Origin of the sequence: Streptomyces sp. NPDC020884, assembly GCF_044333935.1 — a bacterium.
GTDB lineage: Bacteria > Actinomycetota > Actinomycetes > Streptomycetales > Streptomycetaceae > Streptomyces.
On sequence record NZ_JBIRRY010000017.1, the window covers coordinates 38572 to 52437 of the forward strand.

The 13866-nt window shown below is 70.7% G+C and carries 15 protein-coding genes and 1 riboswitch; of the genes, 8 read left to right on the forward strand and 7 right to left on the reverse strand.

Annotated elements, in window-relative coordinates; genetic code table 11:
- Window positions 1-72 precede the first annotated feature (72 nt).
- The 4 genes from ACH4UK_RS36300 to ACH4UK_RS36315 all read left to right on the forward strand — a co-directional run bounded on the left by ACH4UK_RS36300 (window position 73) and on the right by ACH4UK_RS36315 (window position 4395).
- Complete coding sequence (locus ACH4UK_RS36300) at window positions 73-1065, forward strand: aldo/keto reductase (RefSeq protein ID WP_398363431.1); 993 nt, start codon at window positions 73-75, stop codon at window positions 1063-1065.
- A gap of 204 nt (window positions 1066-1269) precedes the next feature.
- Window positions 1270-1344, forward strand: a riboswitch (cobalamin riboswitch).
- Between the two features lie 120 nt (window positions 1345-1464).
- Window positions 1465-2574 carry a FecCD family ABC transporter permease gene (locus ACH4UK_RS36305; RefSeq protein WP_398363433.1) on the forward strand — a complete coding sequence of 370 codons (1110 nt, stop codon included), beginning with the start codon at window positions 1465-1467 and terminating at the stop codon, window positions 2572-2574.
- Window positions 2574-3356, forward strand: a complete 783-nt coding sequence (locus ACH4UK_RS36310) for an ABC transporter ATP-binding protein (RefSeq protein ID WP_398363435.1) — start codon at window positions 2574-2576, stop codon at window positions 3354-3356. Before ACH4UK_RS36305 ends, ACH4UK_RS36310 begins: the two co-directional genes overlap by 1 nt.
- 16 nt (window positions 3357-3372) lie before the next feature.
- Window positions 3373-4395 (forward strand): ABC transporter substrate-binding protein, encoded by a 1023-nt coding sequence (locus ACH4UK_RS36315; protein ID WP_398363437.1) that lies wholly within the window; start codon window positions 3373-3375, stop codon window positions 4393-4395.
- Between the two features lie 122 nt (window positions 4396-4517).
- On the opposite strand, the gene ACH4UK_RS36320 is transcribed toward ACH4UK_RS36315, so the two are convergent.
- Window positions 4518-5423, reverse strand: a complete 906-nt coding sequence (locus ACH4UK_RS36320; RefSeq protein ID WP_398363494.1) for an NAD-dependent protein deacetylase — start codon at window positions 5421-5423, stop codon at window positions 4518-4520.
- 297 nt (window positions 5424-5720) lie between these two features.
- On the opposite strand from ACH4UK_RS36320, the gene ACH4UK_RS36325 reads away from it, so the two are divergent.
- A complete protein-coding gene (locus ACH4UK_RS36325; RefSeq protein WP_398363438.1) occupies window positions 5721-6302 on the forward strand; it encodes a snapalysin family zinc-dependent metalloprotease in 582 nt (193 codons plus the stop codon).
- Window positions 6303-6366: 64 nt separating this feature from the next.
- Here ACH4UK_RS36325 and ACH4UK_RS36330 read toward each other — a convergent pair whose 3' ends face one another.
- Both ACH4UK_RS36330 and ACH4UK_RS36335 read right to left on the reverse strand, forming a co-directional pair.
- Window positions 6367-7551 (reverse strand): GDSL-type esterase/lipase family protein, encoded by a 1185-nt coding sequence (locus ACH4UK_RS36330; RefSeq protein ID WP_398363440.1) that lies wholly within the window; start codon window positions 7549-7551, stop codon window positions 6367-6369.
- A gap of 42 nt (window positions 7552-7593) precedes the next feature.
- A complete protein-coding gene (locus ACH4UK_RS36335) occupies window positions 7594-8166 on the reverse strand; it encodes a TetR/AcrR family transcriptional regulator (RefSeq protein WP_398363442.1) in 573 nt (190 codons plus the stop codon).
- Between the two features lie 83 nt (window positions 8167-8249).
- On the opposite strand from ACH4UK_RS36335, the gene ACH4UK_RS36340 reads away from it, so the two are divergent.
- Complete coding sequence (locus ACH4UK_RS36340) at window positions 8250-8741, forward strand: FBP domain-containing protein (RefSeq protein ID WP_398363444.1); 492 nt, start codon at window positions 8250-8252, stop codon at window positions 8739-8741.
- Between the two features lie 105 nt (window positions 8742-8846).
- Here the strand turns inward: ACH4UK_RS36340 and ACH4UK_RS36345 are convergent, their stop codons facing one another.
- Complete coding sequence (locus ACH4UK_RS36345) at window positions 8847-9335, reverse strand: flavodoxin family protein (protein ID WP_398363446.1); 489 nt, start codon at window positions 9333-9335, stop codon at window positions 8847-8849.
- Window positions 9336-9853: 518 nt separating this feature from the next.
- On the opposite strand from ACH4UK_RS36345, the gene ACH4UK_RS36350 reads away from it, so the two are divergent.
- Both ACH4UK_RS36350 and ACH4UK_RS36355 read left to right on the forward strand, forming a co-directional pair.
- Window positions 9854-11104 carry a cytochrome P450 gene (locus ACH4UK_RS36350; RefSeq protein WP_398363448.1) on the forward strand — a complete coding sequence of 417 codons (1251 nt, stop codon included), beginning with the start codon at window positions 9854-9856 and terminating at the stop codon, window positions 11102-11104.
- Between the two features lie 5 nt (window positions 11105-11109).
- Window positions 11110-11307, forward strand: a complete 198-nt coding sequence (locus ACH4UK_RS36355; RefSeq protein WP_398363449.1) for a ferredoxin — start codon at window positions 11110-11112, stop codon at window positions 11305-11307.
- A gap of 204 nt (window positions 11308-11511) precedes the next feature.
- On the opposite strand, the gene ACH4UK_RS36360 is transcribed toward ACH4UK_RS36355, so the two are convergent.
- The 3 genes from ACH4UK_RS36360 to ACH4UK_RS36370 form a co-directional block, all read right to left on the reverse strand.
- A complete protein-coding gene (locus ACH4UK_RS36360; RefSeq protein ID WP_398363451.1) occupies window positions 11512-12066 on the reverse strand; it encodes a tellurite resistance TerB family protein in 555 nt (184 codons plus the stop codon).
- A gap of 146 nt (window positions 12067-12212) precedes the next feature.
- Entirely contained in the window at window positions 12213-12869 is a 657-nt protein-coding gene (locus ACH4UK_RS36365) for a DedA family protein (RefSeq protein ID WP_398363496.1), read from the reverse strand.
- A gap of 386 nt (window positions 12870-13255) precedes the next feature.
- A complete protein-coding gene (locus tag ACH4UK_RS36370; RefSeq protein WP_398363453.1) occupies window positions 13256-13612 on the reverse strand; it encodes a hypothetical protein in 357 nt (118 codons plus the stop codon).
- Window positions 13613-13866: the final 254 nt, after the last annotated feature.

Below are 13866 nucleotides of genomic sequence, written 5' to 3' on the forward strand. Positions count from 1 at the left end.
TGAACGCTCCGCTCCCGCGGGGCGCGGCACGGGCGCAGGGTGGATGGCAGACCGACCGCGAAGGAGCACGCCATGCAGACACGAACCCTGGGCGCCACCGGTCCCGCCGTCTCCGCGCTCGGCCTGGGCGCGATGGGCATGTCGGACGCCTACGGTCCGACCGACCGCGCGGAGTCCATCGCGACCGTCCACGCCGCCCTGGAGGCCGGCGTCACACTGATCGACACCGGCGACTTCTACGCCATGGGCCGCAACGAACTGCTGCTCGCCGAAGCCCTGCGCGGACGCGACCGGGACAGTTACGCGCTGAGCGTCAAGTTCGGCGCCTTGCGGGGGCCGGGCCACGAGTTCAGCGGGCAGGACAGCCGCCCCGAGGCGGTGAAGAACTTCCTGGCCTACTCCCTGACCCGGCTGGCCACCGACCACATCGACGTCTACCGCCCGGCCCGGCTGGACCCGGACGTTCCGATCGAGGAGACGATCGGCGCGATCAAGGAGATGGTCGACGCCGGATACGTACGGCACATCGGGCTCTCCGAGGTCGACGCCGCGACGATCCGCCGGGCCCACGCCGTGCACCCGATCGCCGACCTCCAGATCGAGTACTCGCTCATCTCCCGTGCCGTCGAGGCGGAGATCCTGCCCACCCTGCGGGAGCTCGGCATCGGCCTCACCGCGTACGGAGTCCTGGGCCGCGGACTCATCTCCGGCCACTGGTCCGCGGGCCGCTCCGCCCCCGGCGACAGCCGCGGCTTCGGACCGCGCTTCTCGGACGGGAACGTGGAGCACAACCTCGCCCTCGTGGACGCCCTGCGCCGGGTCGCCGAAGCGAAGGGGTGCACCGTCGCCCAACTCGTCATCGCCTGGGTGGCCGCCCAGGGCCGGGACATCGTGCCGCTCGTCGGCGCCCGCACCCGCGAGCGGCTGACCGAAGCACTCCCCGCGCTGGACCTGGATCTCACCGCGGACGACCTCGCCGAGATCGAGAAGGCGATTCCGCCGGGCTCGGCACGCGGCGACCGCTACCCGTCCGCGTTCATGGCGGGCCTCGGCGTGGGCAACTGACCCGGCCCGCCGGGGAAGGCCGCGGCGATCGGCCCCGCGCGACGGCCCGCCGCCGCGCGGGGCCGATCGCCGCGCGAGGGCGATCCACCGCCGTCGGGAAGCTGCCGGACCCGGCGTAAGGGGCCGCCTTCCGCATCCTGTTGCCGCTCGCGCCCTCCCATCGGAGCAGCGCGGACCAACGCGCTAAGCTGCGGATTCCCCGCGGGGGAAGTCCGGTCGAAATCCGGCGCTGACCCGCAACGGTAGGCGGAGCCCTCGGTTCCGCGAGCCCGATCACCCGTGGGAAAAGGCTCCTGACCATTCGCCGTGGACTGCGAAAGGGCGCTGCGCGGGGCGGCCGCCGTCCGGGGCCGCTCCTCCTCGCGCAGACGTACGGCCCGAGGCGAAAGCGACCGGCCTGTGGCCACGTCTCTCGACCGCATACCCTCCAAGCCCTCGCGCCCGGCCCGCGTCGGCAACGGTTCGGCACCGCCCCGGCGCATACCCCTGCCGGTCCTCCTGACCGGTCTCTGCCTGGCCCTTCCCCTCTCGCTCGTCTGCGGGGCGGCACTCGGAGCCTCCGGGCTCTCCTGGGCGGAAGTGCTGCGCTACCTGTGGGCGGGACTGACCGGCGGGGCCATCGGCCCCGACGAGGTCCCGGCCTACACCATCGTCTGGGAACTGCGCCTGCCACGAGCGGTGCTGGCAGCCGTCGTGGGAGCCGGTCTGTCGGCCATCGGCGTCGCCGTCCAGGCCATGGTGCGCAACGCTCTCGCCGACCCGTTCGTCCTCGGCATCTCCTCGGGCGCGGCGGTCGGCGCCAACGCCGTACTCATCTTCGGGGCCCTCGGCGCGCTCGGCATCTGGGCCCTGTCCACGGCGGCGTTCCTCTCCGCACTCCTCGCCATGCTGCTCGTGTACGCGGTCGCCCGCACCGAACGCGGACTGACCCCGCTCCGGCTCGTCCTGACCGGGACCGCGATGTACTACGGCTTCTCGGCCGTCACGACGTTCATGGTGTTCGCGGCCGAACGCGGCGAAGCGGCCCGCTCCGCGATGATGTGGCTGCTCGGCAGCCTCAGCGGGGCCAACTGGGCCGCCGTGCCGATCGCCGCCGGAGCGGTGCTCGCCGGCCTGGCCCACCTCGGCTGGTCGGCACGTCGCCTGAACGCCCTCGCCATGGGCGACGAGACCGCCGCCGCACTCGGCGTCGACCCCGGGAGACTGCGCAAGGAACTCTTCCTCGTCTCCGCCGCCGTCACGGGGGCCGTCGTCGCGGTGAGCGGAGCGATCGGCTTCGTCGGTCTGATGATTCCGCACGCCGTACGGATGCTGGTCGGGGCGGACCACCGGCGGCTCCTGGCCGTCGCCCCGCTCGCCGGAGCCGTCCTGCTGATCTGGGTGGACATCCTCTCGCGGGTGGTGCTGGCACCGGCCGAACTGCCGGTGGGCGTCCTCACCGCGGTCATCGGCGTTCCCTGCTTCATCCTCCTCATGCGCCGGCGCGCCTACTCCTTCGGAGGCATCTGATGCGGATCGACATCGACGCGCTGACCGTCGAGATCGCCGGTGCGCGGCTGGTCGATCAGGTCACCCTGGGCGCGGCCGACGGACAACTCGTCGGCCTGGTCGGCCCCAACGGCAGCGGCAAGTCCACGCTGCTGCGCTGCGTCTACCGGGCCCTGCGCCCCTCGGCCGGCGCCGTGAGGATCGGCGGCGAGGACCTCCACGCGCTGAGCGCGCGGGAAGGCGCCCGACGGCTGGCCGCACTCCCGCAGGACGCGGTCGCGGAGTTCGACTTCACTGTGGCCGAGATCGTCGCCATGGGGCGTCTGCCGCACCAGGGCCCGGTGGCCCGGACGACCGACGAGGACCGCCGGCGCTGTGCCGACGCACTGGAGGGGGTCGGCGCGCAGCACCTGGCCGAACGCGGCTTCCTCACCCTCTCCGGCGGCGAGAGGCAGCGCGTCCTGATCGCCCGCGCCCTCGCCCAACAGCCCCGGGTCCTGGTCCTGGACGAGCCCACCAACCATCTGGACATCGCCCATCAGCTGGAAGTCCTCGCCCTGGTCCGCGGCAGCGGCCTGACCGTGCTCACCGCCCTGCACGACCTCAACCTCGCCGCCCTGCACTGCGACCTCGTCCATGTCATCGACAGCGGCCGCATCGTCGCCTCCGGGGCCCCGCACGCCGTCCTGACCACAGAGTTGCTGGCCGACGTCTTCGGCGTACGGGCGCACCGCGTCGCACACCCCGAGACCGGGGCGCTCCAACTGCTCTTCGACCTTCCCCCTGCCCGCCCCACCTCCTGAGGAGATGTCGACCACCATGCCGAACCCCCTGCGTCCCGCCGCTCTCGTTCTCGCAGCCGCCCTGGCCCTCACCGGCTGCGGAGCGGACGTGACGTCGGAAGCCGACGGGAAGGACAGCGCGTCACCGGCCGACCGCCACTACCCGGTGACCGTCGAGAACTGCGGCGAGAAGAAGCGTTACGACAAGGCGCCGCAGCGCGTCGTGACGAATGACGTCGGCATCACCGAGATCATGTTCGCCCTCGGTCTCGAGGATCACATGGCCGGATACGTGATGCCCGACGACAAGGGCGACATGACGTCGGTCCCCTGGAAGGACGGCTACAAGAAGACCAAGTGGCTCTCCAAGGAGCGGATCAACAAGGAATTGGTCCTCGACGCACGCGCCGACCTGGTCTTCGCCGGCTGGAACTACGGCTTCAACGAGGGGGAGGGCTTCACCCCCGCCGAACTGAAGCGCGTGGGCGTCGACGCGTACCTGCTGAGTGAGTCGTGCCGCAACGGTCAGGGCAAGGCACGCGGAGTCATGCCCCCGCTCGAAGCGCTCTACACCGACCTGCGGAATCTCGGGAAGATCTTCGACGTCGAGGACCGGGCGGACACCCTCATCACGTCCTTCCGGAAGGAGGTCGCCGACGCGCGGTCGCAGGCGGCCCAGGGCGGCGACCGCCTTCGTGTCTTCCTGTACGACGACGGGAAGGACAAGCCGCTGACCTCGGGCGCGTACGCCGGACCGCACGACATCATCACCAAGGCCGGCGGCGACCACATCATGAAGGACCTCAAGGACAGTTGGACGACGGTGGGGTGGGAGACGGTGGTCGACCGCGACCCCGAGGTCATCGTCATCAACAACTACGGGGACACCGGCGCGGAGGAGAAGCGCCAGTTCCTGCGGTCCTACAAGCCGCTCGCCGGGGTGTCGGCGATCAAGAACGACCGGATCGTCGTCCTCGACTACGTGGACCTGGTCGAGAGCCCCCGCAATCCCGCGGCGATCAGCTCGCTCGCCGAGGACCTGAGGAAGTTCGCCCGGTAGCGGCGGAGATCGAGGACAGCCCTCGTAGCCGGTCGGTCGGGGCCGTGGGCACGACGCGTGACACGGCGCTCGATTCAGGTGGCCAGGCAGGCGCTCCAGCACCCGGGTGCGGGATCGCCCCCTCACTCGGGCCCTGCCGCCGCCGCCTCGTCGTCGACGGGAACGCCCAGCCGGCCGGCCACGGTGGTCAGGGCCGCTCCCAGCGGGAGGGCGATACGGGCCTGGGCATGCCGGTCGCCCCGGGTCGGGTCCCGGTTGACGATCAGTACCGGCTGCCCGGCCGTGGCGGCCTGGCGGACGAACCGGAGTCCGGACATCACCGTCAGCGAGGAGCCCATGACCAGCAGTGCGGTCGCCCCACGCACCAGTTCGCGGCAGTGTTCGACCCGCTGCGGGGGAACGGTCTCGCCGAAGAACACGACATCCGGCTTGAGGATCCCGCCGCAGCCGGAGCAGGGCACCACGCGGAAGTCCCCGACCTGCTCGTCCGTGAGATCGGCGTCACCGTCCGGGTTGATCGCGGTGGCCACCGGCGCGAAGCCCTCGTTGGCCGCTTCCAGCCGTCGGGCGAGTTCGCGGCGCGGGCTGAAAGCGCCGCAGGAAAGGCAGACGACCCGGTCCAGACGTCCGTGGAGGTCCACGACGCCTTCGCTGCCGGCGGCCTGGTGCAGGCCGTCGACGTTCTGCGTGATCACACCCGCGAGCAGGCCGTGCCGCCCGAACGCGGCCACGGCCCGGTGCCCCGCATTGGGGCGGGCCCGGCCGAAGGTACGCCAGCCGAGATGGCTGCGCGCCCAGTACCGGCGACGGGCCCCGGCGTCGGCGGTGAAGTCCTGATAGGTCATCGGGGTGTGCCGACTCAGGCTCCCGCCCTCGCCCCGGTAGTCGGGAATGCCCGACTCCGTGGAGATGCCCGCCCCGCTCAGGACCAGCACGCCGCCACCGCCCAACACATCGGAGACCGGCTCCAGGTCCGTGATGGCCGGTGGCAGCTCCTCCGTGGAGGTCCAGCTCAGAGTGGGTCGCATCCGCATGCCCCCAGAGTACGGAAGAGGCCCCCGGACACCCGATGACATCGCGCGACCGCCCGGCGGCGGCGGCCCGAGGCGGGGAAGGGGCCGGCGATCCAGCGATCCGGGCAGGGTGTGTTTCCGGCCTAATGTGCGTGACAGGGGCATGACGAACCCACGATCGCGGCATAGGTCCTGCGGCCCCGGGAGGATCGGCGACCAAGCATTCCGGCCCTGCGGTTCGGTCCGCCGTGACCGTCCTCCCACTCCTCGGCTCCGCGCGGAGCCGAGCCCTCCATGAGTGAAGGGACAGCAATGCTGGCTTTGAGATGGTTCAAGACGGCGGGTGTCGCCGTGGCGATCACCCTGGCCGCGGCGACGGCGGCGCACGCCGCTCCCGCGCCGGACCCGGCAGCGGCGGACAGCACCGCGGCAGTGGTGACGCTCCGATACGACGACAGTCGAGCCGGCGGTTGGGAGGCGGCGATCGCGGCAGGGGTCGCCTCGTGGAACGCGAACGTCGACAACGTCCAGCTGGTCGAGGCCGCGCCCGGCACGCGTGCCGAGATACAGATCGTGGCCACCAGCGGCTGGCCGCAGGCCACCCTCGGCCCGGTCCGTCCCGGCGGCCAGGCCAGGGTGGAGCTGGGCAGCCAGGCGGTCACCGAGGGCCATGACAAGACCCGTATCGCGGCCCACGAACTCGGCCACAGTCTGGGCCTGCCGGACACCAAGCCCGGCCCCTGCGCCCAGCTGATGTCGGGCTCCAGTGCCGGCACCGCCTGCACGAACGCCGTTCCGGACGCGGCCGAGCAGGCCCGTGTCGAATCCGCCTACGCGGGCGGCCTCGCCGCACGCACCCCGGCCGACGGGCGCATCCTGGTGGACGCCCCGTAACCGGTCGTCCGGCGATACGCGAGGCGCCGGCCTCGTCCTGAACCTTGCCTTCGGTCGCCCGGGGTCACCGCTTCTTCGCGGCGAAGGGCCCCCCGCGGCCGAAGGCGAGGTCGGCGAAGCGCTCGGCGATGCGCCGGTGGGCGGCGGGGTCCGGGTGCAGGTCGTCGGGCAGCGGAAGCTCTGCGTGATCGCTCGCGCCGTAGAGGTCGAGGCCGTCGAGGTAGTGCAGGTGAGGGTCCGTGGCGGCACGTTGCGCGACCAGGCGGGCCAGCTCGTCCCGGATGACGGTGAGGGTCAGCTTCCCGGCGGCGGTCTCCGCGGGGTCGCCGGTGGCCATGAACCGCAGCCGCCCCTCGCTCATCGCGCTGTAGTCCGGGGCGCTGGGGCCCGGCGTGGTCTCGTGGATGGGGCAGCAGATCGGCGAGACGACCAGCAGTGGCGTGGTGGGGTGTCCCTCGCGGAGGGTGTCGAGGAAGCCGTGGACGGCCGGGCCGAACGCGCGCAACCGCATCAGGTCGGCGTTGACGAGGTTGATGCCGAGCTTGACGCTGATCAGGTCGGCGGGGGTGTCGCGCATGGCACGGGCCGTGAAGGGGTCGAGCATCGCGCTGCCGCCGAACCCCAGGTTGATCAGCTCCGCTCCGCCGAGGCGCGCGGCCAGGGCGGGCCATGTGCCGGTCGGGGTAGTGGCGTTGGAGCCGTGGCTGATGGAACTGCCGTGGTGCAGCCAGACGGGTCGGCCGCTCGGCCGGGGGCTCTGGAGCGGGGCGTCGGTGCGCAGGGCGACCAGCAGCGTGGTCTCGTCGTGGGGCAGCCAGATCTCGACGTCCTTCTCGTCCTCCGGCAGGCCGGTGAAGCGGAGCGTTTCCACGGGGCCGGGCCGCATCTGGGTGGTCATCGAGGCCAGATCGATGGTCAGCGTGTCGCCGTCGGTGGCGCCGGCCCGGCCTGCCGGGCGACCGTCCACGAGGAGCTCGTACACGCCGTCGGGGCGCGGCGGCGCTCCGGGATAGACCCGCTTGGTGGCCACCACGTCCAGTTCGACGGCGGTGGCCCGGGTGCGGAACGCCAGCCGGACCCCGGAGGGCTGCGACTCGGCCATGGCCAGCTGGTTGTCGGGAATCTGCAGCCGGGCGTGCGCGGGCAACCGGTGCGGCAGCACACCGCGTTCGGTGTGTTCCAGGTCGAGCGCGCCACGCAGGATGGCGGGGGTGATCGGAGTCGTCGTCCAGTCGTGCCGGGTGGTCATGGTCTCGGTCTCTTCGTTCGTCGAGGGGCTGGGAGGTGCGGGTCAGGAGGGCGCGGGCCAGTTGCGCAGCAGGGCGTCGAGCGCGTCGAGGATCTCCGACCAGCTCTCCTGGGAGTCGGGGGAGCTGTGGCTGAAACCGCCGGCCGTCTCCAGCCCCACGAAACCGCTGAAGACGCTGCCCAGCAGCCGCACCGCGTGCGTCTCCTGGAGCTCGGTCAGGGCGTAGCCGCGCAGGATCGCCCGCATCATCCGGGAGTGCCGCAGGCCCGCGCTGGCGGCCGCCGCGTCCGCGTCCAGCCGGAACTGGGCCGCGGTGAAGCGCCCCGGGTACTGGACGGCGTAGTCGCGGTAGGCGTTGGCGAAGGCGCTGAGCGCGTCTTTGCCGGCCCGCCCGGCGAGAGCGGCCGACGCCCGGTCGGCGAGTTCCTCCAGGGCGAGCAGCGCGATCTTCGTCTTGAGATCGTGGGCGTTCTTGACGTGCGAGTAGAGGCTCGCGGTCCTGATGCCCAGCTTCCGGGCGAGTTCCGAAGGGGTCACGTGCTCGAAGCCGATCTCGTCCGCCAGCTCGGCCCCCGCCCGTACCACCCGATCCGCGGCCAGTCCTGCTCGCGCCATGCCACCCTCCGAACGCTTGCCCGTGTTTTACCTAAATAAATATACGTTTGCCTAATGAGGTTAGGCAAATTAGCTTGGGTTACATGGAACCGCTGACCGAGCAAGAGATCCGCACCGCGTTCGTGAACTGCACCAAGGGCGAGGCCAAGCGCCTGTCCGTCCCACGGGACCTGGCCGACCGGCCCTGGGACGACCTGGACTTCCTGGGATGGCGCGACCCCCAGGCCCCCGGCCGGGCCTACCTGGTGATCGCGACGGACAAGGGCCCCGTCGGGGTCCAGCTGCGCTCCTCCGACGCCGGCTCCTGGCAGACCCGCCGCAGCATGTGCTCGATGTGCGTGACCGTCCACACCGGGGGCGTCTCCCTGCTGGTGGCCCCGAGGTCCGGGAAGGCGGGCCAGCAGGGCAACTCGGTCGGCGCCTACATGTGCAGCGACCTCGCCTGCTCGCTCTACGTACGCGGGAAGAAGGACGCGGGCGTCGGGGCGCGCCTCCACGAGTCGCTCACCCTGGAGCAGAAGATCCAGCGAACCGTGGCGAATCTCGGCGCGTTCGTCGCCAAGGTGACCGCTTGATCCGTCCATCCGTCCATCCGTCTGCCCGTCTGCCCATCCGGCACGGGCCGGGCCCCGGACCGCCGGGCCAAGCCGCGGTCCGGGTCGGGTCGGGCCGGACCGTAGTCAGGCCGATGACGCTTCCCCGCCCCGCAGGCGTTCACCGAACGAGCGGGCGGCGGACATGTCGTCGGTATTCGGCCTGCGCTTGTTGATACCGCCCAGAAGCTTGAAGGGCGCCCAGGTGTCGAGGGCCCGGCATGTGAAGCTGTCGCCCACGTCGAATCCCTTCTCTCCGAGGAGGCGGACCAGGGGGCGGGTGAACGGGATCACGGGCGTCTCGGGGAGGCCGCTGGTGGCGAACACGAAGGCGCGGACGTCCCGCTGCCCCGGGCGCTGTCCGGCGGGGAGAGCTTTCACGAAGTCGGTCAGGCGTGGGTGGAGCCTGCCGTAGAACACACCGGAGCCGAACCCCACGAGGTCGGCGGTGGCCAGCTCCCGCGGATCGGCCTCCTCGGGGGTGACGACCTTCGCTCCCAGCGCCTGGGCCATGGTGTCGGCGATGCGACGGGTGTTGCCGTGCGACACGGAGACGCACACGATGATGGCCTTCATTCTGAAGTTCCCCTTCCCGGCTCCCGCAGTGCTTCTGCGGTGGCTGGTGCTTGGTGCTGCGTACTTGCTGTGCTTGCGGTGCTTGCTATGCCTCCGAAGTAAAGACAGCCCAGCGCCGGGAGATCTGACACCGCGCCAGTGTTGCGTAGGCCACATGCCCGGCGCCTGCCGCCGGTTCCTGGCGTTTCGACGTGGGGTGCGGGTGCGGGTGCGGGTGCGGGTGCGGGTGCGGGCGCGTATGCGCCGGTGGCGGACGGAACGGTTCCGGACGTTGTGGTGAACGGTTCCGGCCGTGGGCGGCCCCGTGTTCTGCCCGTCGCCGGTCCGCCGCACCCGCTGGACCTGAGCGGATGCGGAACGGTTCGGCCGGGTGCGAAAGACACCGGCCAGATCCGCCGTCCTGTGAACTGGCCGGTCCGCCCATCGACCAGATAGGTGCCTAGGGCATCCAATTGGGCGTGAGGGGCGGAGTGACTCGCTCCGCCCTTATCACCGAGGACTGCGAGGCGACCGCTCCCATGACGGAATCCACGACGGAACCGGCCCGCCAGGACCCTGCCCCCACCGGTCATGCCACCGAACCGACCTCTGCGACACCGTTTCCGCAGGACCGCGCGTGCCCTTACCACCCGCCCACCGGGTACGAACCACTGCGTGCGGACCGGCCGCTGAGCCGGGTCACCCTCTTCGACGGACGCGAGGTCTGGGCGGTCACCGGGCACGCCCTGGCCCGTCGGCTGTTGGCGGATCCACGGCTGTCCACCGACCGTACCCAGCCCGACTTCCCCTTGCCGACCGAGCGGTTGGCGAACGCGACCCGGCGACGCGTGGCTCTGCTCGGCGTCGACGACCCCGAGCACAACGCCCAGCGCAGGATGCTCATCCCGAGCTTCTCCGTGAAGCGGATCGCCGCGTTGCGCCCGCGCATCCAGGAAACGGTGGACCGGCTGCTGGACGCCATGGAGCGGCAGGGGCCGCCGTCCGAGCTGGTGGCGGACTTCGCCCTGCCGGTGCCGTCGATCGTGATCTGCGCGCTCCTCGGTGTGCCGTACGCCGACCACGAGTTCTTCGAAGGGTGCTCGCGGCGGCTCCTGCGCGGCCCGCACGCGGCCGATGTGGACAGGGCCCGGAACGAACTGGAGGAGTACCTGGGCGCGTTGATCGACCGCAAGCGGGCGGACCCGGGGGAGGGGCTCCTGGACGAGCTGATCCACCGGGACGGCCCCAACGGGCCCGTCGACCGCGAGGACCTCGTCGCGTTCGCCGTGATCCTGCTCATCGCGGGGCATGAGACGACGGCGAACATGATCTCGCTCGGTACCTTCACGCTGCTGCGCCACCCCGGGCAACTGGCGGCACTCAGGGCCGGGGAGACGACAACGGCCGTGGTGGTCGAGGAACTGCTGCGGTTCCTGTCCATCGTCGAGGGGCTGCAACGGCTGGCCGCCGAGGACATCGAGGTGGCCGGGACGACGATCCGCAAGGGCGAGGGCGTGCTCTTCTCGACCTCGCTCATCAATCGCGACACCGAGGTGTTCGCCCATCCGGAGACGCTCGACTGGGACCGGTCCGCCCGCCACCATGTCGCCTTCGGCTTCGGCGTTCACCAGTGCCTTGGCCAGAACCTGGCGCGCACCGAGCTCGACATCGCACTGCGCACCCTCTTCGAACGGCTGCCGGCCCTCAGGCTCGCCGTGCCCGCGCACGAGATCCAGCACAAACCCGGGGACACGATCCAGGGGCTGCTGGAACTGCCCGTGGCCTGGTGAGCGGCATGGGCATCGAGGTCGACAAGGAGCGTTGCGTGGGCGCCGGCATGTGCGCGCTGACCGCTCCGGACGTCTTCACGCAGGACGACGACGGGTTCAGCCAGATGATCCCCGGCCACTCGTCGACGGTGGGGGAGCACCCGCTGGTGCGCGAAGCCGTACGGGCGTGCCCCGTGGGGGCGGTGGTCGTGACCGACGACTGACAGGGGCTGGGCCGGTGGGGCGCGACCGGGGCGCGCCCCACCGGGTCGTCCCGGGCGGAGGGTCTCCGGTGGCTGTCGCCGCACACCGACGACCCGTCAGGCGTACACGGCATCAGCCGGCCGGAGTCCGCCCCCCCATGGCAGGGTGCGGACCCCGGACCGTTCCTGCACCCCGTCGCCCGCCGAGGGCGGCGCGGGGTCGGATCAGAGGCCGAACTCCTGCGGGGACACCCCGAGAGCCACGCACGCTTCCCGCAGAACCTGCGCCTCGGCCGGGGCGATGTACCCGTCCGCACCGGCGATCACGAAGCCGGTCTGGACGACCGCCTTGGCCTCCACAGGCTTCTTCGCCGCCTTGGCGATCTCCTGCATGGCCTCGGTCCTGCCCTGCGGGAAGTTGGACATCATCTGATCGACATGCTTGTTGAACCTCTGCCGCAACTGCTCCGGAGGGAAGTTCTGCAAGACGTCGTTCTGCAGGATCAGCGTCTCCACATGCTGCCGCTCGGCGGGGTCGACCGACCCGTCGGCGGCGGCGACCAGAGCGCACATCGCCATGCTGGCGTCCCGGTAGGCGCCGCTCTTGAGTTCCGTCTTGAGGGAGCCGAGCTGCGACTTGAGCAGCCCGACCAGCTTCTCCTTCGAACCTCCGGCAGCTCCCGTACCCCCCTGCCGTCGGCCGGCGGGCCCCGTCGCACCCTGCGACTGCTGCTGCTGCAACCCCTTGGCCTGGTCCTTGATGCGGTCCCACATAGCCATTCGTGCCACCTCGTCGATCGGATCGATTGCCCGCGCACCGTGCGCGGCCTGTTGCAACGGCTCTTCGCGGACCGCCTCCGGCGGCCCTCGAAGGGTGACAGGAGAGCCGCCTGTGACCACGGGCTCCGGGAAAGGGGGCAAGCCGTTCACACGAGGTCCTGCTGCCGACCGCCTCGACGGGCACGCACCCGGCGACCGACCGCGACCGCCAGCGCCGCGACAACCAGCACCAGAACGGCCTTCGAGAGCACGCCGACGTAACTCTCCACGAGGTCCCACTGGTCCCCCAACAGGTATCCCGCCATGACGAGGACGAAGTTCCACAGGAAGCTGCCCAGGGCGGTGAGGAGTACGAAGATCGGCAGGGGCATCCGCTCGAGGCCTGCCGGGACGCTGATCAGGCTGCGAAAGATCGGAATCATCCGGCCGAAGAAGATGGCTTTCCTGCCGTGCTTGACGAACCATTGCTCGGTCCGCTTCAGGTCGGACACCTTCACCAGCGGGAGGCGCTCCCACAGTGCGTACATGCGGTCCCGGCCGAAGAGCGCGCCGATCTGATAGAGGGCGACAGCGCCCACCACCGATCCCAGCGTCGTCCAGAACAGAGCGGAGAACAGGCTGATCACGCCCTGCCCCGCGGCAAAGCCTGTCAACGGCAGAATGACTTCGCTCGGCAACGGAGGGAAGAGATTCTCCAGGGCAATGGCCAGCCCGGCCCCGGGGCCGCCCAGGGTCTCGACGAGGCTGGTCGCCCATCCCGCGATGCCGCTCGCCGGCTCCGAGGCGAGGAGGAAGTGCTGCATGTGCGTCTGCTCCAGGACTGAGTCGGGTGCCGAGGCGGTAGCGGTGCTCATCCACTCGGCGTCGTATTTCGTTTCGCGATCGATTCGCGGTGATGTTCTGTGTGATGAGGGAAGCAATTCACGAACCCACGAACGGGCGAGAACTGCCTGCGCACGATGGGCCTGCTCACCGGACAGGTCGAGCATTCCGCAGCCGCCTATGGAGAAGAGCGACGCGGGGAAGGCATACCGTCCCGCAAACCCGCACGGATCTCAGCCCCAGGAATGCGCGAGTCGCGATTCGGTGCGGCGCAGAAAACGCCACGGGCCGAGCCGGCGCATGAGGTCAGGCGATGCGGGAGCGGGAGGGCCCCACAAGGGTGCCGGACGGTGCCGGACGGTCTCGCTCAGCAGCGAAGGATCTGCACACGGGCGGGGTCGTGCGACCCGGGGTGTGCAGAGTGCTGCCGGGCGACGTCCGCCGCGCAGCCGTGAAGGTCCGGCGAGGAGAAGGCAAGAGTCGCCTGAACGGCGGGCGAGGCCGTAGCGCCTCCCGCTTTGTGGCGGTGCTGGAGGGCGACGTCACCGTCTACGCCCTCCAGCGGGGTGTTCGGCCCTGATCCGTCGAATACGGACACGGCTGGAGAGGAGGCTGCTGTGCTGACGGTCTGCAGAGGCGGAGTGGAGGCGCCGAGGGCGAACACGGAAACCATCAGGAGCGCGGCGATACCGGCGTAGAAGGCCAGGATCTCCTTGCAGCGCATTCCTACGCTCCCTGTCCGGTTGATTCGACTCGTCGAACGAAGTGCCATAGCCACGAGGCGAATTGCCGCCGCAGGGCTGCACTCTAACAGCCCGAGCTGAAGCGAACCTGAAGCCGATTTCTCGAGGAGGAAGTGCCCGCCGCCCAGGAGATGGGTCTCGGCGTCCGGAACGTCGTCGGCGAAGGCAGGAGTGCGGGGTCGGATACAGCGGCGAGGTGCTCGCGTAGTCGCGGAACAGCGACAGCTGGACCTCT

Bases quoted from the DNA above. Each gene is read 5' to 3' on its own strand.
- ACH4UK_RS36355 (WP_398363449.1), top strand. From the start codon at position 11,110: ATGGGCATCGAGGTCGACAAGGAGCGTTGCGTGGGCGCCGGCATGTGC.
- ACH4UK_RS36350 (WP_398363448.1), top strand. From the start codon at position 9,854: ATGACGGAATCCACGACGGAACCGGCCCGCCAGGACCCTGCCCCCACC.
- ACH4UK_RS36300 (WP_398363431.1), top strand. From the start codon at position 73: ATGCAGACACGAACCCTGGGCGCCACCGGTCCCGCCGTCTCCGCGCTC.
- ACH4UK_RS36320 (WP_398363494.1), bottom strand. From the start codon at position 5,423: ATGCGACCCACTCTGAGCTGGACCTCCACGGAGGAGCTGCCACCGGCC.
- ACH4UK_RS36335 (WP_398363442.1), bottom strand. From the start codon at position 8,166: ATGGCGCGAGCAGGACTGGCCGCGGATCGGGTGGTACGGGCGGGGGCC.
- ACH4UK_RS36365 (WP_398363496.1), bottom strand. From the start codon at position 12,869: ATGCAGCACTTCCTCCTCGCCTCGGAGCCGGCGAGCGGCATCGCGGGA.
- ACH4UK_RS36310 (WP_398363435.1), top strand. From the start codon at position 2,574: ATGCGGATCGACATCGACGCGCTGACCGTCGAGATCGCCGGTGCGCGG.
- ACH4UK_RS36325 (WP_398363438.1), top strand. From the start codon at position 5,721: ATGCTGGCTTTGAGATGGTTCAAGACGGCGGGTGTCGCCGTGGCGATC.
- ACH4UK_RS36315 (WP_398363437.1), top strand. From the start codon at position 3,373: ATGCCGAACCCCCTGCGTCCCGCCGCTCTCGTTCTCGCAGCCGCCCTG.
- ACH4UK_RS36345 (WP_398363446.1), bottom strand. From the start codon at position 9,335: ATGAAGGCCATCATCGTGTGCGTCTCCGTGTCGCACGGCAACACCCGT.
- ACH4UK_RS36340 (WP_398363444.1), top strand. From the start codon at position 8,250: ATGGAACCGCTGACCGAGCAAGAGATCCGCACCGCGTTCGTGAACTGC.
- ACH4UK_RS36370 (WP_398363453.1), bottom strand. From the start codon at position 13,612: ATGCGCTGCAAGGAGATCCTGGCCTTCTACGCCGGTATCGCCGCGCTC.
- ACH4UK_RS36330 (WP_398363440.1), bottom strand. From the start codon at position 7,551: ATGACCACCCGGCACGACTGGACGACGACTCCGATCACCCCCGCCATC.
- ACH4UK_RS36360 (WP_398363451.1), bottom strand. From the start codon at position 12,066: ATGGCTATGTGGGACCGCATCAAGGACCAGGCCAAGGGGTTGCAGCAG.